The following is a 20,221-nucleotide window of genomic DNA, read 5'->3' on the forward strand; positions in this document are numbered from 1 at the left end:
GCAGACTGGACACACTGGTCATAATTGCAGTAGAACATTAGGATCTACACGAGGAGGGTAACTTCAACTTTATGGACAAGAAAAAAGTACCTTACAGCCTGAATAGTAAAAAGGTAGCCGATGCCACCCGTGAGTGGCTGCACAAGCGTGGTGTAAGTATGACTGAAATCGCAGAACTGGTTATGCTTCTACAGAAAAAATATTACCCGAACCTAACGATGGAAGAATGTATGGACAATGTGGACAAGGTGTTGATGAAGCGCGAGGTTCAAAATGCCGTGCTTACGGGCATCCAGCTAGATATTCTTGCGGAACAGGGTGCTCTTCTTCCCCCATTGCAGGATATGATTGAGCATGACGAGGGATTATACGGAGTGGATGAAATCCTAGCCTTCTCCATCGTTAATGTGTACGGCAGTATTGGATTTACCAATTACGGTTATGTCGATAAGCTCAAACCGGGTGTGCTGGAACGCCTGAACGATAAAAGCCTTGGACCGATTCATACGTTTCTGGACGATATTGTGGGTGCAATCGCAGCCTCGGCCAGCAGTCGTATCGCCCATCGCAAGCAGGCAGAGCGCGAGCAGGAGCTTGGAGAAGAAAGCGCACCGAATACAACACGGTAAACAATGACACGCTAATTGCAAACAATGCGTTGGCGTACAATAGATATATACAAGGCAAGAGGAGAACTAGAGACATGGCAAGCGTAACTGATGGATATACATTCCGTACAATGCAGGCTGACGATTATGACCAAGCTATTGCACTATGGAATGGCTTAGACGGGTTAGGATTGAGTGAGGCCGATTCACCGGAACGGATTGCACGCTTTTTACAGCGGAATGAAGGACTTAGCTTTGTCTGTGAGTACGCTGGAGACATCATAGGCACGATTTTGGCAGGCCATGATAGTCGCAGAGGGTTCCTGTATCATCTGGGTGTAGCCACAGAACATCGTGGTCATGGGATTGCGCCCAGACTGGTGGATAAAGCGTTATCTGCTTTGCTTAAAGAAGGTATTGATAAATGCCATCTGTTTGTGATGGAGCATAACATAGGAGGTCAACGCTTCTGGTCAGCTAACGGCTGGGAGAAGCGAGATGGGATTTTATTATATTCGCGAGGTCTGGCATAACACCATGAACGCTTGATCTATATAAAGAGGAACGCCGGGTCTGATTCAATTGAGCTAGAACCGACCAGACCCGGCATATAAGAGATCTCAGCTTATTGAGCGTAATCCTGACGATTAAAGTATAGGCTATCTTGATTCATAAATTGCAATCAATTTTGAGGTCGTAGCGTACGTTCTACAATGTTAAGTGTGGATTGACGAGAGAAAAATCGCGATACTTGAGCTACCCAATAGTTTTGTCGACCCGATATCATATGACTGCGCCCTTTTTCAAATGCTTTCAAGGCATTATGGACGACAGTCTGGGGTGTCTCTCTGGAACCCACAGAGGCTTCACTGGAGCCTACTACATCAAAAAATGAGGTTTCGGTTGCACCTGGACAGAGGGCGAGCACTTTGAGTCCCCGTTTACGATTTTCGGCCCACAGCGCTTCGCTAAAAGAAAGTACGAATGCTTTGGTTGCTCCATATACGGCCATATAGGGATCGGGCTGAAATGCAGCGGTGGATGAAACATTGATGAGTCCCCCATCCCGGTTACGCAATAAATCAGGCATAAATGCATGTGTGATATCGACTAAAGCAGCCACATTGAGCATCACTTCCTCATGCTGTCTTTCTCCTGAAACCTGCTCAAAGTACCCGTAGGTGGCAAAACCGGCGTTGTTGATCAGAAGATCTACCTTGAGTTGTTGATTTTGAACCTCCTGATGCAATGTTCGGGGAGCTCCTGACGAAGATAGATCCAGCGCAATCACCGTAGCTTTTACGTTATATTTAGCGGAGAGTTCTTTCGCCAGTGCTTTTAGTTTTTTTTCATTGCGCGCTACCAAAATGAGATTACATTGCTTAGCCGCGAGCGAATAGGCAAATGCCTCACCAATCCCGGATGAAGCCCCTGTGATGAGTGCTGTTTTGTTTGCATACCTAAACATGATGATGACCTCCATAGTATCGTTGTTTTATTTCAGAAACACTGTTACCACTATTCTATAATGAACTGAAGTCATCACGATGACGACCTCAGTACACTTCATATTTACGCTGGAGATGAAGAGGGTTTACATACATCGAGCGTATTCTTCAGTGTAAATGCATACACCTCTTGGGCCATGTCCACAGTCAAAAAATGACCTGCAAATTGTAGATGTATCACCCCGTGTAAAGCTGACCACAGCATTCGGACAACCAGCAGTGGGTCCTGCTCTTTCAGTGCTCCCTGCTCCATAGCAAGTATGACGGTTTGCAAGATTCGCGATAATGCCGTTGTGGTACCCTCCAAGCTCTGTTCATCCGGCTTAAAATCAGATAATGCCCCGCCAAACATCATTTTGTAATAGGCTGAATGAAGCCGCGCAAATTCCCAATATGCCCAGCATAAAGCTTCCAGATCAGCGAGTACGTTTTTCGTAACAGGTACTTGTTGAAAGGTTTCAGCCAACAGCCGGCATCCATCCAGATACATCTCATTGGCAAGACCATCCTTACTGCCAAAAATACTGTAAATGATCTTGGTGGAACAGCTTAATTTCTGTGCAACTCGCCGTACAGTCACAGCCTCAGGCCCTTCTTCTACAAGAAGGATGCATGCGGCATCAATCACATTTTTACGGAGCAATTGCTGTTGCTGTAACTTCACCTCAGAATAGGTTCTATAAGGTTGCGATGGCTCAGACATCATTCAATGCACTTCCTTTGCTCATCTTGGAAACATCGTTTCCTATGTGAACCATAGTATTCCATCCCTAAATGTTTGTCAAATAAAAAAGAGCGCAGCATAAGTAGATACACTTATTACGCTCTGGTTGGATGCTTATAAATGAAGCTATGTTTTGCGTTCCACGATCAATAGGCAATGCCCACCCTTGTGCGGATAAAATCGCAACTTGTCCATTGACGATAGGTAAAATCAGCTGTATCCGCAGTGGAAATTTGTGAGCCGTTTTCGGGTAGAAAGTCTTTTTCCACGCGATATACACCTGTACGTCCGCCATCTGGCAAATAGGTTGGACATACGATGGTCCAATCCAGTGCCGATTCACGCAGCAATTCGTACACTCGCCGGTGCTCCTCGGCCGCACGGGTGCTGCGTCGCCGGGTATCGGAGGACTCGTACCGATACAGGCTCGGTTCGGTCCGGCTTTGCAAAATCCCTGCCGTTCCTACCGTTATGAGCCGGTGAATGGACTGCTCCTGCAGCAGCCGGATCAACAGACCTATACTAACGGATAAGGTGGTGGTTCCATCTGTGTTCAGCGCACTGATCACAACTGCTGGCCCGCCCTTCAGCGCTTGTACTATATCCTCCGCGTTGGTGGCATCACCTTGTACAATTTGCAGCTGTGTCCCGTTTTGGGATGCAAAATCCTTCAACTTGTCCGGTGAACGAACTAGGGCAGTTACGGTATGACCATCCGTTAACGCATAATCTAATATAAAACGGCCCACACGTCCGGTAGCTCCCAGCAGCAGCAAATTCATAAAGGCCTCTTTCCCGGCATACATGCCGTTCATGTTGTTCTGTCATGTTGCATTGTCATATCACTATACTCGCTCGTTAACTCCAGGCCATTATTGATAGCAAAGAGGATAAAAGCGCGTGATGGGACTCGTCTCGCTCATAGAGGCTAGTTCACGGCGCACCAGCTCCACCAGGTGGGCCAGTGTCTCGGACATGGCAAACCTTAGCTGGTGAATACCCAGCTTGTCGCCGAACACGGCAATGCACAGCTCATAGGCTGTGCTGCCTTCTGGTGGAATCAGCTGCCAGAATTTCTCCAGCCGTTCTTCATGATGCGCCAGCAATGCTTGCGTCCGTTCGCGAAAATACCCAAACGGATTGCGGTGTCCGGGATATGCCCATGCGACCTCTAGCTCAGCTAGACGCTGCAAGCCGTCTATATAAGACTTCAGCGGCTGGGAGTCACTACCGGGCAGCAGACTGATATTAGGGGAAATCTGCGGCAACACTGCGTCACCGCACAGAATAACGCCGCTATTCGGCTCATATAAGGACACGTGTCCAGGCGCATGCCCTCCAGTCTCTACGGGCATCCAGCTGCGTCCGCCTAATTCCAGACGAGCGTCTATTCCGGTAGGAATGAAGGTAATCTCAGGCTGCGGATTCACTTGCAAATAAGCCTGCTGCATATGTAATTCCAAGGCTGATACCTGTTCCAAAGGAAAGCCATGCTGGACAAAAAAGCTGGGCAGCCTCTTCTCCATAGCGGTCGTCAATTCTGGAGATTCCCACATCATCATCGCTTCCTGATGGCTGCGAGCTGACATATGTACGCGAGCCTGACCTTGCTGCTGCATCCACCCCGCCAATCCGTAATGATCCGGGTGATGATGAGTCACCACAATGTCCGAGATATCCCCAAAGGACATGCCCAGCTGTTGGAACACATATGCCCATTCTGCCTCTGTATCCAGATTGCGCGGACCTGGGTCTACAATTGTAAAACCGTGCTGTCCCTTGAGCACATAGCTATTTACCCAGCGCAGCGGAAAAGACATGGATATTTTGACCTGAAAGCCTCCGTCTATTCGCTCACACGGCGTAAGCTCTGGCAATTTCATGGCTTCCCATCCGCCCTTCTGTTTCAAGCCCGCACACCGACAAAAATCATTCGGGGCGAAGCATCTTCTATATATTGATCTTCATCATAACTTCCGTGCACCTGTTCTACGGATAGCCCGGCTTGTTCTAGCAATTCACGGAACTTTTCATACGGATATAGCTTTACTCGCTCATAGTACACACGCGCGGGTTCTGCGTCAGCATGAGTGGCACCCAGCTCAGAGGCTGCTTCTGTGGTCGTCACAGATGCGGCTGACCGAATGGCAATTTGCTTTTTCACAAATCCATCTTCAATGACCCGATGCTCCTCAATCCAATTTCCCTCATCCTCCCGGGACGAATGCGGGACCAAATGTGCAGCTACGTAGGAAGGGTTCAAATAATCTATAATAAAACGGCCTCCCGGTTTCAATAGCCGATAAATTTCCTTTAATACCTTAAGCTGCTCCTCATCCTTCTCAAAATAACCAAAGGAGGTAAACAAATTGACCACCGCATCAAAGCTTTCATCCAGCGGCACCGCTCTCATATCCCCTTGATGCCAGCTTACCCGCCCTTCGGAATCCGCTGCATGCGCCTCTCTCAGCAGTACATTGGAAAGGTCCACACCCGTCACCTTATACCCTGCATCGGCGAGCGCAAGAGAATGACGTCCCATCCCACAGCATAAATCCAATACGCTGGAGCCTTGCGGTAATTTGAGCCAGGAGATCATTTTTTGCACTTCCTGATAGGCTCCCTGAAAGTCGCGATGCTTGTAAACCAATAAATAATCTTCCCCAAAGCTTTGCTCGTACCATTCTGCCATATCGTTTCTCCTCCATGAACTCATTTCGCTCTATTACATACTATATTAGCTTTTTCATACTGGAAACTCAAAAACATTACGAATAAGCATTTTGCAAAAGCACCAAGCTTCCTGTCATGAGAGCATGTTACAATAACCGTATTTGAGCTTAAATAATCATAGGAACCTCATACCAACTTCATGTGATTTACCCCATTTTATCATTAAAATGAATCATGGGAATGCCTTTAGAGAGGTTTCATGCAGGAAAGGAGCGGCAAAGTTATGATTCAAATTGGACTGACGGGTTGGGGCGATCACGATGACTTGTATCCTACGGGCACTAAAGCTAACCAAAAACTAAGGGTCTATGGAAGCCATTTTCCGGTAGTAGAGATGGATAGTTCTTTTTATGCGGTACAGCCTACGGATCGTATGGCACGCTGGGCGGCGGAAACTCCGGACTCCTTTTCATTTCTCGTCAAGGCCTATCAAGGCATGACTGGACATACTCGCGGCAAACAGCCTTACTTCCAAACAACCGATGCGATGTATGAAGCGTTGCATGCATCCATACTGCCTCTTCGCGAAGCGGGCAAGCTCAAAGCCGTGCTGTTTCAGTACCCGCCCTGGTTCGACTGTACACGTGAGAATGTCGCCATATTGCGAGACACGAAAAATAGGATGGGAGAGGTCCCATCCGTACTTGAATTCAGACATCAAAGCTGGTTCACACCTGATTTTCGGAAGCAGACGCTGGCATTTATGCATGAAGAAGGCTGGATACATAGCGTATGCGACGAGCCGCAGGCAGGTCCCGGGTCAGTTCCCATTGTGCCGCAGGCTACAGACAGCAACCTGACCATCGTACGTCTCCACGGACGGAACATATCAGGCTGGAATCAAAGCTCCGCGCCTAATTGGCGAGAGGTTCGTTATCTGTATCGGTACAATGAACAGGAATTGACCGAATGGAAAGACAGATTGCTGGAACTGGAGCAGCAAAGCCGTGAGGTATGCGTTATATTCAACAACAACTCAGGTGGAGACGCCGCTGCCAACGCCAAGCAACTCATGACCATGCTGGGCATGGAGCCTAAGCCTTTTCCACCTCGCAAGCCACCTGAAGCGGACCACGGACCCGAGCAGTTAGAGCTATTTTGACGGCCGGGCTGTGGGTGAAAGTTTGGACATAGCCTCTCTGAGCTTGCGATCGTTATCCAGCAAATGCGGATCATCAGGTAAACAGCGTAAAGCGGCTTGGTTGTGTTCATACGAAGCTTCCAGCTTACCTACATGGGCGTAGCAATGACTGAGTCGTACATGAGGTAACCAAGAGTAGCATGGCAGTGGGACAGGTCTCATACCAGGAAGATGATGCTGTTGCTCCAATGCTCTTTCATACCAGTATGCGGCAGTACTCCATTCATTTCTTGTGAAAAACCAGTCCCCGATCATGCAGCACAGGTCTGCTTGCGGTACCCCGTATCGAAAAGAGCGTAACAAACGATCCAGCTGTTGTTCGGGCTTCCCGAGATGGAGATAGCATTCAGCCGCTCGCGCACAAGCAGTAATGCGATCTTCCCGGTAGCCGCTCGGCTCCTCCAGCAGCTGGTCGAAGGCCTCAGCGGCCTCGGCATATGCCTTGCGGTCAAAGCATTCATTAGCGTGAAAATACAGCAGACGCCCTTCCAGCTTGCCGCTTTCGCTGATCCACCGGGCGAGAATACGTTGGTTACGGAGCGTATGGTCGTGCATTCGGCGATGTGTCACTGCTACATCCCAATGCACGATTTGCCCCTGAGGTATCACCAGATCCTCATGCAGACGCCCTTCCCAGCGGTATTGTTGCTCCCGTTTCACAAGTCGTATACGGCGTGAGGTGAACAACAGTTCGCCCCGCTCACCCTCTGCCAAGTGAAGTGGCATCACCACCGCGTCAATATGCTTAGATAATCGCTGCTTTAAGGAACGCAGACGTTCACGATCGGGTTCCAATAGCACATCGTCCGCATCCAGCCACATGATATAGGAACACGTAGCCTTGTCAAACGATTCATTACGAGCGGCGGCAAAATCGTCCTTCCATTCAAACGTATAGATCCTATCCGTATAGCGAGCTGCTATCGTCTTCGTCTGATCCGTCGATCCTGTGTCCACGATGATGATTTCATCCATCAGGTCTGCGACCGAATCCAGACACCGGGACAGAGTCTGCTCCTCATTTTTTACGATCATACACAAGCTGAGGGTCATTGGATGCTCAGTCATGACTTCACGTCATCCCCTTTACCGTTGGCTGATTCTTCCGTTGTTTTTCCGGTAGACTCGCCATCAGTATATGCACCTCTCCTTTCAGCCTGCGCCTTGTCTATCTGTTCGGTACGCGTAACCCTTTCCAACGGCAACAGTTGTTGCTCCAGTTGCCGGATTCGCTGTACCGCCTTGTCGAGTGCAGCTTTTCGCTGATTCATTTTGCGAACATGCTGCTGCTCTACCCGTTGAAACTGCTCCTCATCCAGCTTCATCCATTCATTCAGTTGCTCTGTCCCTGGCTTGGCCTCACGCAGCTCTTTCGGCTTCTTGCGACCTGCAAAGCATAAATATTTATGGTGTACCTCCAGCGCTTGTTCTGTAAAGTAAGGATACAGCACACGGGAGAGACTTCCGGCATAGTAAGTTCGTTTGTGATCGTGAAATGGATGGTATCCATAGGGTACAGACAGGACGAGCGTTCCCTTTTTATTCAACAACCGGTAAGCATGAGCCAGCAGAGTGTCGGGATGCGCAAAATGTTCCAAAATCTCTCCTAGAATAATAGTGTCAAATCCACCGGGAGGACGTTCAAATTGTGAGATGTCCTTTAACTGAAAGTGGACTCGTCCTCTGACTGGTGCAGATTCCTGACGAAGTTCTTTTTTTGCATAAGATATGCTGTCCTCTTCCAAATCAATGGCCGTTACCTCAAAGCCTTCCCGCGCGAGCAAAATGGACGTGATCCCCTGACTACACCCAACATCCAGCACGGTACGACCCTGTACATGGCGGCAAATCCAGTGAATTCTATTGCGCGTGGCTTCATGGGATTCCTCCGAATTGATCTGCCCGTAATAACGTTCGTTTACCTGATCACGGTTAGCCAACAGCGGCGCCCCCTCCGTCACCGGGTTGCCCCAAGATCACGACATGTCCACCTGTGCAATGTGCAGTCGCATTACGTGTGTCGAAGACCAGCGGAGCATGGTCAACCAACTGTTGGTAGTTCACCACAGAATGGTCTGTCGTGATGACTACGATATCTGCACTTTCCCACAGCTGGGCATTTGCCGTCCGCGATGGGATTTCTTCACCGTTCAGCTTAAAACTCGATACATATGGGTCGGTGAAGCTAACCGAGGCACCCAATTTTGTTAGATGCTCGAACAGGACAAGCGCTGGGGATTCCCGAACATCATCAATGTCCTTTTTGTAGGCTACACCTGCCAGAATGATGTTGGCTTTGTTTATGGCTTTCCCTTCCTGAGCGAGCATGGATTCGATTCGCTCCGCGATATACAGCGGCATACGTCGATTCATGCGGTCTGCCAGATCTACGAATTCCAATGGAAAACCGTGCTGCTCCGATTTCCACGACAAATATAGCGGATCAACCGGGATACAGTGTCCCCCAATACCTGGTCCTGGATAGAAAGGCATGTAGCCGAACGGCTTGGTTGCCGCTGCATCCAGTACCTCCCATATATTGATGCCAATTTTCTCACACGCCGCTGTCAGCTCATTAACCATTCCAATGTTGACACTGCGGAACGTATTCTCAAACAGCTTGGCGGCTTCAGCTACAGTTGTCGAGCTAACCGGAACAATCTGATCCAAAAAAGAACCATAAAAACCTGCTCCTGCTGCCAGACAATCCGGTGTGCAACCGCCAATCACCTTAGGAGTGTTGCGAATGTTAAAATGGACGCTGCCCGGATCGACACGTTCCGGTGAAAAGCACACATAAAAATCCTTACCCACTGTCCATCCCCTTCGCTGCTCTATCACTGGCCGAATCAGTTCTTCGGTCGTTCCCGGATAAGTGGTGCTTTCCAGAATCAACAGCGTTTGTCTACGCAAATGAGGTATAGCCTGATCAATGGCCGTCTCAATATAGGACGTATCCGGCTGATGTCCGTCCGTCAGCGGCGTAGGCACACAAATCACGACGATATCCGCATGCTCCAGCACCTTCATATCCGTAACTGGATGCAATTGCTGCCCGATCAGACCTTCCAATGCATCATCGCCAATATCTATGATGTACGACTTTCCTTGAAGCAACTTGGCTACTTTGACAGGATCGGAATCCACACCATATACATCATAACCGGCCTTTGCCATTTCCACTGCCATGGGCAGCCCTACATAACCGAGGCCGATCACAGCCACCTTTACCGTTCCTTTTGTGATTTTTTCCATAAGCTGCAAAATACCCACCTCTTTCATCGTTACTCCATACCTTGCAGTAACTCAGCAATTCCAGCGCGATCCATTAACTCATCGTCCGAGCGATATTGTTCGAAGCTCACCCGCTCCAATCCACCATATTGGCTCAGTAAGCGCTCGTCTGCTTGCTGGGGAAGAATAACAAAATAACGATCATCATAGCGATACGTGTGCGGCACCTCATAGGGTGAAATCAGCACCTCATGCAGCTTTTCCCCACCACGTATACCAATTTCCTTCACTTTTAACTTAGGCTGTCCCGCCTGTTCCTTCATCACTTCTGCCAAATCCGCAATATTGCAACCCTTCATTTTCATGACTATCGTCTCTCCACCAATCGCCGTAACAGAAGCCTTTAGCAGCAAGCCAATCGCCTCTCCGAGCGTGAGGAAGAAACGTGTCATATCTGGGCTCGTCAGCGTTAAATCCTGTCCTTCCGCGATCTGGCGTTTGAACAGAGGCACGACACTTCCACTCGTTCCGAGCACGTTGCCGCCACGAATACACACAAAGCGAGTACGCTCACTTAAGGCGTTGGCGCGGATCATCAATCTTTCCCCAATCGCCTTCGTCATGCCATATACATTCACCGGGTCTACCGCCTTGTCTGTTGAGACATCAATGACCTTGGCGACTCCCTGCTCTATGCTGGCCCGAATCACATTTTCCGTACCATGTACGTTCGTCTTGAAAGCCTCTTCCGGCTGTTTCTCACACACAGGGACATGTTTTAGTGCTGCCAAATGGAACACATAATCTACCCCGCGACAAGCCTCCCGTAATGCCTGAAGGTCCCGAATATCTCCAATCATGAAATTTAGCCGGGGATCAGACTGAAATTGCCGCTCCATGGCAATCTGTGCAAATTCACCGCGTGAGAAAATACGAATTTCTGTCGGCTCCTCCTTCAGCAATTCAGCCGTCAGGCGTTGCCCCCAAGATCCCGTTCCTCCGGTCACCAGCAGTTTTTTTCCTTTGAACAATATAATCTCCTCCTGACGGTTACGAATTGGCAATGCCTGTGCCCAAAAATTCAGCCAGCACCGCGTTCATTTCATTTTCTGAAAGTCGATCCTTCGCCGGTACCTTTTTCACCGAAGTATTGGCGGCATGAATGACATTCACATAGTTGCGAAGCGGGATCACCTCATGCGGCAGCTCCGTTACATATCCGTGCGTACCCTTCCCAGGAATAACGACACGGTAACCATTCAGAAATTCCTCTACTTGATAGCGGAACACATAGAAGGAAGGCGAGTGGTGAAACACAGGTGCCATCTGCCCCTCAACCGCATCCCACAAGTAACCCATTTGATTTACCAGCGCAACCGTATCCGGTTGAAACTTGTAATCATGTAATTGCTGTACAAAGGATTGGTGGTACAAATCATCGGAATCAATTCTAGCAATGAGCAGTTCGTCCGCGCCTTCGATATACGCATGGATACGACGCTTACTTTCAATGCTCGTACCAAAACGAATGTGCTCAGGAATGGGCTCCCGTTGGGCCAGTTCCTCTTCCACAATGTCGCTGCATCCACCCGCCAGCTTGACGACAGATAAAAAATCGGCATTCGTCTGATTGAGCAGACTACACAGCGTAAAGGTTCTGAATATATCCAATCGCTCGCTGATCCACTCACGTGTCAGGCGGTTGGGATTCATCCCATAGTTATTAAAATTAATTTCAATCACAATCTTGCGCTTCATTGATCTTCCTCCCTTTCATCCGTCTTCTCTCAAGTTATGAAGACGCTCCTGAAACGGCACGTACAGATGCAACAACTCTCGCAAAAATAGGTAGAATCGAAAAAGAATAGCCGTTCATACAAAAACCTTTTAACTTTCGACATATGATAGAATACGAAGTTTTTTGCTCTATTTGAAAAGTTGAACAAGCAGGACTGACAGGGAGGAAACAGGATATGACGGATCCAAAGTATCTGGAGATTGACGAGGTATTGAAACGTTTGAAGCTGGCACTCGATCAGCACCATCCCTTCTCACTCATACGTATTGGAGATGGCGAAAATTTGGTATTGGCTCAAGACACCGTCTGGCCGATGGAAAAGGTGTTACAGGAACGCTGGGCGGTCAAAGCCAATCTCGGCCAAAAGGGACTATTTCTGCCCAATACGGAACTACGAGACGCAGTGGCAGAGGCAGTGAACAAAGCCAGCGTCGCAGGCATTTTGCCATATGATGACGAGTCTATTAAGGCACCATCCTATATGAAGCGGGAGCTGACCGATCAGGTCTTTGCTCACTATGCTCTTTCCCCTGCGCTGACTTGCCATGCCTGCCTGAATCGATATTTGGCGGAGACACCCGCATTCTGGGACATCTTGAAAAATCGGCGCATTCTGCTGGTGACCCGGACGGCCGCTGAAGTAAAGCCTGTTCTTGAGGCCGAGCCGTACGGGCTGCATATCGCGCACACGCTCGCATTTCATCAATATGAACAGATGCCGGAAACACTCGGGTGGATCGCAACACATAAAGATGACTTTGATATTGCGCTGTTCTCTTGTGGTGTCAATGCAGTAGTATTGGCGCAAAAAACGGCAGAATTAACTGGCAAAGTAGGTATAGACTTCGGCAAGGCGATTAATATCGTCATGTTCGGCAAAGCGAATTAAAGAATAAAAGTAATAGTCTGAAAAAAATTAACTTCGTTATTGGGGCTCCGTATATCAAAAAAAGCATCAGCAAAATGAAAACTGCTGGTGCTTTTTGCTATCCATTACTGATCTAAACTTACTTAAAAATAGATTTGAGATTACCTGTCACTTCTTTTACAATATTACAGAAACTAGCATTCATTCGAGATTATGAGGAGGATGTTGAATATGTCGCATAACAAGGGATTGAAGACATTTCCACTCGCAAAAGCAAAGCATGTAAAGGTTCATGGCCGAACTACGCCAACACTTACACCTCTTACTCTATTTTGGACAGGCAGCGGCATTGAATTAAATATGAAAGGCTCAGAGCTATGGATTGAAATAGAAGCCGATTATCAGGTGTATGAGCCCTGGATCAGTATTGTCATCAATGGTGTCCCGATGAGTCGTCTGATGGTGACCGCTGGTCGGCATTGGATCTGCCTTTTGAGAGGATTGAACTCTGACACGGTCAAAAATGTCCGTCTCGTCAAGGATGTCCAGCCTATGAGCTCGGACCCGCGCTGCTTGTTGCAAATTCATGCCCTAAAGGTTGACGGAGAATTACTACCGGTCCCTGATAAGCCCCTCAAAATAGAGTTTATCGGGGACAGCATTACTTCGGGAGAAGGAACGATTGGAGCGAAGGAGGAGACCGACTGGGTTCCTATGCTGTTCACGGCCCTACGCAATTATACAGCCATAACAGCCGAGGCACTGAATGCGGATTACCGAGTATTCTCACAAAGCGGATGGGGTGTGCTAACAAGCTGGGATAACAATCCACATGGGAACATACCGGCATATTATGAGCAGGTATGCGGTGTGCTCACCGGAGAGAGAAATGAAGCATTAGGAGCATTTGCCGATCATGATTTTACCTCTTGGCAACCGGACGTGGTCGTAGTGAACTTGGGGACTAATGACGGTGGAGCCTTTTATTCTCCAGCATGGACAGACCCAATAAGTGGGAAAGTGTATAAGCAACGTTTGAATGAGGATGGCACATTTAATGAAGGAGACGTACAAGCTTTTGAAAACGCTACCGAACGCTTTCTTGTCAAGCTTCGGAATTGCAATCCTACTGCCCATATTGTGTGGGCCTATGGGATGCTTGGTACTCCGATGATGTCTGCGATCTATCGGGCGGTCGATGCGTACAAGAAAAAAACGAGGGATCGCAATGTGTCTGTATTCCAACTGCCGAACACGACAGAAGAAACGATAGGGTCTCGCAGCCATCCTGGACTCCTCGCCCATACCAAAGCGGCAGACGAGTTGACTCAGTATTTGCGAGAAATTTTAAAGAATTAGCAGCCCGTAAAAGCAAATCAACTCTGTTGTACACACCATGAAGTAATCACCACAACCAGATCATTTATGTTTTCGGTGCTGTTAAGGAGCACAGACAGCCACAAGCCTGCGGCAAATGTCTGCCCCAGGCTGTGGCTGCTAGGCTTAAAGCGCAGCCGCCTAATCATAGGAAGACCATGAACAGGCAGCGAGCTCTGAACCGGAGAATACTTGTCTGATATATTTTACAAAAACGGAGTTGAAGCGATACCCGTGAATACTTCCGGACCATTGCGGACAGTAGTCGAAACACCGGAAATATAAGAAGAATATACCGTTTGTATTGCCCAGGGAGCGGACAAATCCTGTGCATTAAAAGCTTGCGTTTCATTAGCTCCATTCACGCCCAATACCCCCTCAGCGCGGTAGACTACCTCGTTCGGATCATAGTTAGCTCCACGTACAATTTCAACCGCATACGTATCACCAAGCTCACCGATCAGACCAATCGAACCACTAAAAGTCACAATCGGACTCGGCACAAGATAGGTTCGCAGCGTAATCATACCGAATCGCTCTGGTACAGGCCCCAATTGAATATCGGGGCCCTCACCTGTTTTTGATGAATTGGTGGAGCTTCTCATATCCAGAAAAAAACCCATACCTTATCCCTCCAAATTGCAAGATACTCCATGCTATGCAAGCAATTCTTTGGCGTATTGGACAAATTAGCAATAAATCTATCAATTCAGCTCCAAAAAACCGATAGTAAATACATATGGTGTAAGCTTTTGAAATGAATATATAGATAGAAAGCAGGGGTTAGATGAAACAACTGAAACGACTGAAAACATTAACACTACGCAAGAAATTGACAGCAGCTTTCCTGCTGGTCATGCTTGTTCCTAGTATTATTGTGGGCTCTTTCTCATATCAGGCAGCGTATAACCAGACAGATCGCCAATTATTGGATAGTGCGACGTCTAGCGTGACTGCAGCTGATCGCGCAGTTACTCAAACGATTCAAGCCAAAATCGCTGATCTCGAATATTACTCTACAACGTTGACGGCTAGTGATAACAGCGCTGAAGCAGATGATGCCATTCTAAAAAGATTACAAGTGTATTTGAAAATGCATGCGGAAGTTGTTGATATGTTTGTAGGAACTCCCGAAGGTAAACTTATTATTGGCAAAGCCGTAGGCTCCACAAACGATCCTCGGGAACGTCCGTGGTATAAACAGGCCATGGAAAAACCAGGTCAAACCGTAATCAGCCCTGTCGGGCTCAATACGGCCAAGGTCCCCGTTGTGTATATTTCACGTACACTTCCCGACAACAGCGGTGTTCTCGGTCTATCTCTGAATTTGAACAATTTAAAAGAAATCACAAAGCTAAGAATCGGACAAAATGGCTATATTGTGATATTTGATAGTACCAAACGCATCGTTACCCACCCGACAGCAGTCAGCGGGAGTACCGAAATGGGAGAAAAAACGCCTGAATTGTTTACCTCCAAGGAGGGTAGCTTCGATTACAATGCTGCTGGTGTAGCTAAACATCTGATTTTCAAAACCAATGAGCTGACAGGCTGGAAAATTGCCGGAACGATGGACAAATCAGAAACCCGTGCCTCCGCCCAACCGATTCTTCTCACGACAATCGTAGTGTTGGTCATTGCAGCCATCATCATTGGTGTGCTCGCAATGTGGCTAATCAACAGTATTCTTAAACCCATCCATAGATTGCGTAATTCTATGGATGCTATCAGCCAAGGTAATCTATCGATTAACGTGGCTACGAACAGCACAGATGAAATTGGTGAGCTATCAAGATATTTCCAACAAATGGTGGATAACCTGCGTAACATAATTAGAGAAATTCAAGCAATGACAGGCAATTTATCGGCGTCCTCGCAAGAGCTTGCCGCAGGTGCAGAACAAACGACCCGTGCCATCGAGCATGTGACCATAGCCATTCAAGATGTGGCTGCCGGCAGCGAACGTCAGGTGGACAGTGCTAAAGATAATCAGAAACGAGTTAGCGGCATGTCTGCTGACATTACAGCTATGACCGACACCATGGCAGAAATGACCACTTATTCCGCCCAAGCTATTCAGGCGTCGGATGCAGGCAGTGAGCATATCGGCAATAGTGTCATCTCCATCGATGGAATTCGCACTACCGTGGAAGAGCTCGATACGATTGTCAGCGCTTTGAGTGACCGTTCCGGACGAATCGGGACGATTGTTACCGTCATTACGGAAATTGCTAGCCAGACTAATCTGCTTGCACTGAACGCTTCTATTGAAGCAGCACGAGCTGGGGAGCATGGCAAAGGTTTTGCTGTCGTAGCAACAGAGGTCCGCAAGCTGGCTGAAAACTCAGCTTATTCCGCACAGCAAATTCGCGAACAGATTCAAGGGATACAGAGCGGTGTATCTGAAGCCCTGGTCGCTATGGAATCTGCCAAGGAACGCGTAACGGAAGGTATCAATTCTATTGACCTATCCGGTCGCTCCTTCTCGCGCATCCGTAGAGCAGTAGCTAAATCAGCGAAGCAGCTCGATAACGTAGCTGCTTCTACTGCGGGGGTTGCCAATGGAACGAATGCAGTCGTCAGCAGCATGGAGGAAATCACACGCATCGCTGAAGAAGCAGCATCTCATACAGAGACCGTGTCCGCAGCCGCAGAGGAACAGCTCGCCTCCATGGAAGAGATCGGCTCGTCTGCCGCAGATTTGACCCGTCTGGCAGAGCAGCTACAAGATTTACTGACACAATTCCAATTGGATGAAACAAAATAACCATTCCTACCGATAAATACAGAGAAAGCGAATTATCAAAATGAAGGAGGATGGAACATGGATATTGCAGCATTATCCACAGGTATGAGTCAGGCCAGCTTGGCTCAAGCCGTAAGTGTGAAGGTATTGGGTATGGCTAAGGATCAGGCCAGTGAACAAGGACAGGCTTTGGTACAGATGATGGAAAAAAGCGTACAGCCACATCTTGGGGGTCAACTGGACATCCGGGCATAAGTACATCCTATTCATGATGAAAGGCGATTCTACTCAGGTCTGTACAGACCCGGGCAGAATCGCTTTTTTATCTCCCTATTTTTCGTTCAGCATAAAACGTAGTAAACTAGACATATGGTCCACGACCTCGGTTCGAAGATAGCACAATATAAACACGATTTACATTTAAAAGGAGGATACATAGTTTATGAGTTATACTGAATATTTTGAAAAAGCCAGAGAACAACAACTGGGCGAACTTCAGGAATGGCTATCCATTCCGAGCATCTCCGCATTATCGGAGCACAAAAAAGACATTAACCAAGCAGCCGAATGGCTGGCGGCCAAACTGACTGCTGCAGGCTTGGAAAACGTTGAAATTATTCCAACCAAAGGCCATCCGTTAGTGTACGCAGACCATTTGCATGCACCTGGCAAACCAACCATCCTTGTGTATGGACACTATGATGTGCAACCTGTAGACCCGCTTCACCTGTGGGAAACGCCACCGTTTGAGCCATCCATTCGCGATGGAAAATTGTATGCGCGCGGAGCGACAGACGATAAGGGGCAAGTTTTCTTGCACATTAAGGCGGTTGAGGCCATTTTGAAGCAGGAAGGCAAATTGCCGCTGAACATCAAGTTTTGCATTGAAGGCGAGGAAGAAGTGTCCAGTCCGAACCTGCTTGAGTTTTTGCACACCGGCGCTGAACGCCTAGCAGCAGATGCTGTACTGGTGTCTGACACCTCTCTGATCGAAAAAGGGAAGCCTGCGATTTGCACAGGTTTGCGCGGACTGTGCTCACTGGAAGTCGCCATTCACACGGCGAACACAGATCTTCATTCCGGTTCCTTCGGTGGCGGTGTGCCGAATGCCCTGCACGCTCTGGTGTCTCTGCTGGCAACCCTGCATGACGACAAAGGCCGCGTTAGCGTCGAAGGATTTTACGACGATGTTGCTCCATTATCGGCAGAGATGAGAGAAGAATTCGCGAAGCAAGGCTTCAATGAGAGCAAGCTGCAACAAGATCTTGCACTTGATTCGCTCTATGGCGAAGAAGGGTTTAGCTTCGTCGAGCGTGTTGGGGCTCGTCCTACACTGGAGCTGAACGGCGTATATGGCGGCTTCCAGGGTGAAGGTACGAAAACGGTCATTCCGAAGGAAGCTCACGCTAAAATCACATGCCGCTTGGTAGCTAATCAGAATCCGCAAGATATTCTGGACAAAATCGAGCGCCATTTACGCGCCCACGTTCAAGCAGGAGCTACCCTGGATATTCAACAAGGTGAGAAAGCGAACGCCTTTAACATCGATCCGTCACATGCGTTTTTACAAGCAGCAGCGGATGCCTTTGAGAAAGTATACGGTGTACGTGCTCTATTTACCAAGGATGGAGGCTCTATTCCGATCGTGGAAACCTTCTCCCGTGTGCTGAGTGCTCCAGTTGTATTGATGGGCTTCGGCTTGCCGGATGAAAACCTGCATGCACCAAACGAGCATTTTAATTTGGAGAATTTTGATAAGGGTCTGCTAACGATTGTGGAGTTTTTAAAATCTGTGTGAGCACATGACAACTTCTAATGGCTAAGTTACAATAGAGAGGGCGAAAGCCCTTTCTATTTTTTTAGAGGAGTGCTGCACAACATGATTATTCAGTTCATTCGTTTACGGTAATGTGAGGTACAGTTCATGAAAACTCAACCATTTTTTCGAAAAGTGGATTGGGTTTATTTGACTGTGCCTTTTTTCATTCACCCAATACGAATGAACGAGGTGCTTTTCTATGTCCAAATGGAATAAACACGAGATGAAGGCTAGCCTGATCAGGAAGCATCAACATCTTTTTAGTTGTCCTGTATGTTCTCAACCCATGCGTATGGTGGAAGGTAAAAGCCTCCTATGTACGAATCAGCATTGCTATGATCTTTCAAAACACGGGTATTTACATTTATCTGCCCGATCCCATAAGACCAAATACGATAAACAGCTATTTAACTCCAGAAGAATCATGTGCAATAGCGGATTTTTTGATCCTTTAAATGAAGTCATAAGCAGCACCATGATCAAGTTTATGAAGCCACAGTTCGATCAAAAATCACATCTGTACTTGCTGGATGCAGGTTGCGGGGAAGGCTCCCATTCGAGCCACATTCAGGATAAGCTAACCTGGAAGGGAATTACCAAGCTTACAAGCGTAGGTATGGATTTGTCTAAAGAAGGCATTGTAGCGGCAGCCAAAGCATATCCTCATGCCCTCTGGTGTGTTGCCGATCTGGCTCATTGCCCATTTGCAAATCAGCAATTTGACGGTGTACTCAATATTTTATCCCCTTCCAATTATGCTGAATTTAAAAGGATTCTTTCGGAGGATGGCTGCATTCTAAAGGTCATTCCCGAACCATATTATCTTCAGGAATTGAGATGCTTATATAGACAGAAAAAGTCAGCTTATTTAAATGACGATATATTAAGCCGATTTAAAGATCAATTTAATATTCTATCCGCCGAACGAGTAACCTATCGCTTTATGCTAAATGCCGATCTCGTGGAGCCTTTGCTCCATATGACTCCCTTATCGTGGGGAGCTACGGAAGCAGACTGGCAGCGAATGCAGGAAATAGATTTACCGTATGTCACAGTAGATTTGCTCATCTTATGTGGTAGAAAATAACATCCTAAAAAGCATTCACGGCATGTGATTACACATGCTTTGTGAATGCTTTTTTTACATTAATAATATCACTCAAGAAAAACGAGTATAGCGCAACAGATGCAGGAGTCGATTCAGCCGTTCTATCTCCCGATCCAACTCATGCAGCGGCTTCCCCGCCAAAGCAGCGTTCGCTCTCCGATCACGTAGCGGGTTTATTTTCCGACCAATGAGTTTCAGCACCGTGGCCTTCCCCATATTATTCACCACCACATATTGCGTTAGCGGATCAAGCTCAATCCACAATACATGATGCTCTTGAAAAAAAGACAGTAATTGCTTTTTTAACTCATCCAACTCATAAGGCTCACCTGCAATTTGCGGCTGATGATGAAAGGCAACATAGCCCATCACACGCAGGTCACTTATGATTTGTTCCAAATGAAGCGTTTCGTTTATGTACACATTGTTCGTGCTGATGCGGTTTCTTGCACCATTCGTACGATTTTCCCGGATGACGTTCACCACCTGACTATCGTTTATTTTAAGGTTTATCTTTCCCCTTTTTCACTGTATCGCAATCGGTTTTAAAAAAATCA

General features: G+C 47.6%; 21 protein-coding genes and 1 pseudogene. 10 read left to right on the forward strand and 12 right to left on the reverse strand.

Translation table 11 applies throughout. The features are described from left to right. Positions 1 to 71: 71 nt before the first annotated feature. Positions 72 to 629, forward strand: a complete 558-nt coding sequence (locus ACN6NF_RS19490) for a phosphatidylglycerophosphatase A family protein (RefSeq protein ID WP_474319149.1) — start codon at positions 72 to 74, stop codon at positions 627 to 629. A 74-nt stretch (positions 630 to 703) separates the two neighbouring features. Then, on the forward strand, positions 704 to 1,141 hold the full coding sequence (locus ACN6NF_RS19495) for a GNAT family N-acetyltransferase (RefSeq protein WP_474319150.1): 438 nt from the start codon (positions 704 to 706) through the stop codon (positions 1,139 to 1,141). A 149-nt stretch (positions 1,142 to 1,290) separates the two neighbouring features. On the opposite strand, the gene ACN6NF_RS19500 is transcribed toward ACN6NF_RS19495, so the two are convergent. The 5 genes from ACN6NF_RS19500 to ACN6NF_RS19520 form a co-directional block, all read right to left on the reverse strand. Continuing rightward, the gene (locus ACN6NF_RS19500; RefSeq protein WP_474319151.1) at positions 1,291 to 2,076 is read right to left on the reverse strand and encodes an SDR family NAD(P)-dependent oxidoreductase; all 786 of its coding nucleotides are present in this window, start codon (positions 2,074 to 2,076) and stop codon (positions 1,291 to 1,293) included. A 104-nt stretch (positions 2,077 to 2,180) separates the two neighbouring features. Next, entirely contained in the window at positions 2,181 to 2,819 is a 639-nt protein-coding gene (locus ACN6NF_RS19505) for a TetR/AcrR family transcriptional regulator (RefSeq protein WP_474319152.1), read from the reverse strand. A gap of 167 nt (positions 2,820 to 2,986) precedes the next feature. Next, the gene (locus tag ACN6NF_RS19510) at positions 2,987 to 3,622 is read right to left on the reverse strand and encodes an NAD(P)-dependent oxidoreductase (RefSeq protein WP_474319396.1); all 636 of its coding nucleotides are present in this window, start codon (positions 3,620 to 3,622) and stop codon (positions 2,987 to 2,989) included. A 90-nt stretch (positions 3,623 to 3,712) separates the two neighbouring features. Beyond that, entirely contained in the window at positions 3,713 to 4,723 is a 1,011-nt protein-coding gene (locus ACN6NF_RS19515) for an MBL fold metallo-hydrolase (protein ID WP_474319153.1), read from the reverse strand. A 23-nt stretch (positions 4,724 to 4,746) separates the two neighbouring features. Then, entirely contained in the window at positions 4,747 to 5,532 is a 786-nt protein-coding gene (locus ACN6NF_RS19520) for a class I SAM-dependent methyltransferase (RefSeq protein ID WP_474319154.1), read from the reverse strand. Positions 5,533 to 5,796: 264 nt separating this feature from the next. On the opposite strand from ACN6NF_RS19520, the gene ACN6NF_RS19525 reads away from it, so the two are divergent. Further along, entirely contained in the window at positions 5,797 to 6,675 is an 879-nt protein-coding gene (locus tag ACN6NF_RS19525; RefSeq protein WP_474319156.1) for a DUF72 domain-containing protein, read from the forward strand. Here ACN6NF_RS19525 and ACN6NF_RS19530 read toward each other — a convergent pair. Genes ACN6NF_RS19530 through ACN6NF_RS19550 form a run of 5 tightly spaced genes read right to left on the reverse strand, consistent with a single transcriptional unit; the run spans position 6,667 to position 11,706 of the window. Beyond that, positions 6,667 to 7,782, reverse strand: a complete 1,116-nt coding sequence (locus tag ACN6NF_RS19530; protein ID WP_474319158.1) for a tetratricopeptide repeat-containing glycosyltransferase family 2 protein — start codon at positions 7,780 to 7,782, stop codon at positions 6,667 to 6,669. The two genes, ACN6NF_RS19525 and ACN6NF_RS19530, sit on opposite strands and share 9 nt — an antisense overlap. Beyond that, complete coding sequence (locus ACN6NF_RS19535; RefSeq protein ID WP_474319160.1) at positions 7,779 to 8,654, reverse strand: class I SAM-dependent methyltransferase; 876 nt, start codon at positions 8,652 to 8,654, stop codon at positions 7,779 to 7,781. Before ACN6NF_RS19535 ends, ACN6NF_RS19530 begins: the two co-directional genes overlap by 4 nt. Then, positions 8,647 to 9,996 (reverse strand): nucleotide sugar dehydrogenase, encoded by a 1,350-nt coding sequence (locus tag ACN6NF_RS19540; RefSeq protein ID WP_474319162.1) that lies wholly within the window; start codon positions 9,994 to 9,996, stop codon positions 8,647 to 8,649. The genes ACN6NF_RS19535 and ACN6NF_RS19540 overlap by 8 nt, the downstream gene beginning before the upstream one ends. Positions 9,997 to 9,998: 2 nt before the next feature. Then, positions 9,999 to 10,979: a polysaccharide biosynthesis protein gene (locus ACN6NF_RS19545; protein WP_474319163.1), complete on the reverse strand. Its 981-nt coding sequence runs from the start codon at positions 10,977 to 10,979 to the stop codon at positions 9,999 to 10,001. A 19-nt stretch (positions 10,980 to 10,998) separates the two neighbouring features. Continuing rightward, positions 10,999 to 11,706 carry a glycosyltransferase family A protein gene (locus ACN6NF_RS19550; protein ID WP_474319164.1) on the reverse strand — a complete coding sequence of 236 codons (708 nt, stop codon included), beginning with the start codon at positions 11,704 to 11,706 and terminating at the stop codon, positions 10,999 to 11,001. A gap of 215 nt (positions 11,707 to 11,921) precedes the next feature. On the opposite strand from ACN6NF_RS19550, the gene ACN6NF_RS19555 reads away from it, so the two are divergent. Both ACN6NF_RS19555 and ACN6NF_RS19560 read left to right on the forward strand, forming a co-directional pair. Beyond that, positions 11,922 to 12,635 carry a GT-D fold domain-containing glycosyltransferase gene (locus tag ACN6NF_RS19555; protein ID WP_474319166.1) on the forward strand — a complete coding sequence of 238 codons (714 nt, stop codon included), beginning with the start codon at positions 11,922 to 11,924 and terminating at the stop codon, positions 12,633 to 12,635. A gap of 210 nt (positions 12,636 to 12,845) precedes the next feature. Beyond that, a complete protein-coding gene (locus ACN6NF_RS19560; RefSeq protein WP_474319168.1) occupies positions 12,846 to 13,973 on the forward strand; it encodes an SGNH/GDSL hydrolase family protein in 1,128 nt (375 codons plus the stop codon). Between the two features lie 224 nt (positions 13,974 to 14,197). On the opposite strand, the gene ACN6NF_RS19565 is transcribed toward ACN6NF_RS19560, so the two are convergent. Then, positions 14,198 to 14,614 carry a hypothetical protein gene (locus ACN6NF_RS19565; RefSeq protein WP_474319169.1) on the reverse strand — a complete coding sequence of 139 codons (417 nt, stop codon included), beginning with the start codon at positions 14,612 to 14,614 and terminating at the stop codon, positions 14,198 to 14,200. Between the two features lie 164 nt (positions 14,615 to 14,778). Between ACN6NF_RS19565 and ACN6NF_RS19570 the strand changes: the two genes are divergently transcribed. From ACN6NF_RS19570 to ACN6NF_RS19590, 5 genes and pseudogenes are all read left to right on the forward strand, one after another. Continuing rightward, positions 14,779 to 16,758 (forward strand): methyl-accepting chemotaxis protein, encoded by a 1,980-nt coding sequence (locus ACN6NF_RS19570; RefSeq protein WP_474319170.1) that lies wholly within the window; start codon positions 14,779 to 14,781, stop codon positions 16,756 to 16,758. A 57-nt stretch (positions 16,759 to 16,815) separates the two neighbouring features. After that, positions 16,816 to 16,992: a YjfB family protein gene (locus ACN6NF_RS19575; protein ID WP_013372767.1), complete on the forward strand. Its 177-nt coding sequence runs from the start codon at positions 16,816 to 16,818 to the stop codon at positions 16,990 to 16,992. 187 nt (positions 16,993 to 17,179) lie between these two features. Continuing rightward, positions 17,180 to 18,535, forward strand: coding sequence for a dipeptidase (locus ACN6NF_RS19580; RefSeq protein WP_474319172.1), 1,356 nt, complete (start codon positions 17,180 to 17,182; stop codon positions 18,533 to 18,535). Between the two features lie 244 nt (positions 18,536 to 18,779). Then, positions 18,780 to 18,911, forward strand: a pseudogene (locus ACN6NF_RS19585) (putative RNA methyltransferase); the annotation flags it as partial. A gap of 120 nt (positions 18,912 to 19,031) precedes the next feature. After that, positions 19,032 to 19,643 (forward strand): methyltransferase domain-containing protein, encoded by a 612-nt coding sequence (locus ACN6NF_RS19590; protein ID WP_474319398.1) that lies wholly within the window; start codon positions 19,032 to 19,034, stop codon positions 19,641 to 19,643. Positions 19,644 to 19,715: 72 nt separating this feature from the next. Here the strand turns inward: ACN6NF_RS19590 and ACN6NF_RS19595 are convergent, their stop codons facing one another. Next, entirely contained in the window at positions 19,716 to 20,150 is a 435-nt protein-coding gene (locus ACN6NF_RS19595; protein ID WP_474319174.1) for a hypothetical protein, read from the reverse strand. Between the last annotated feature and the right edge of the window lie 71 nt (positions 20,151 to 20,221).

The organism is Paenibacillus sp. TSM33, from assembly GCF_056099025.1.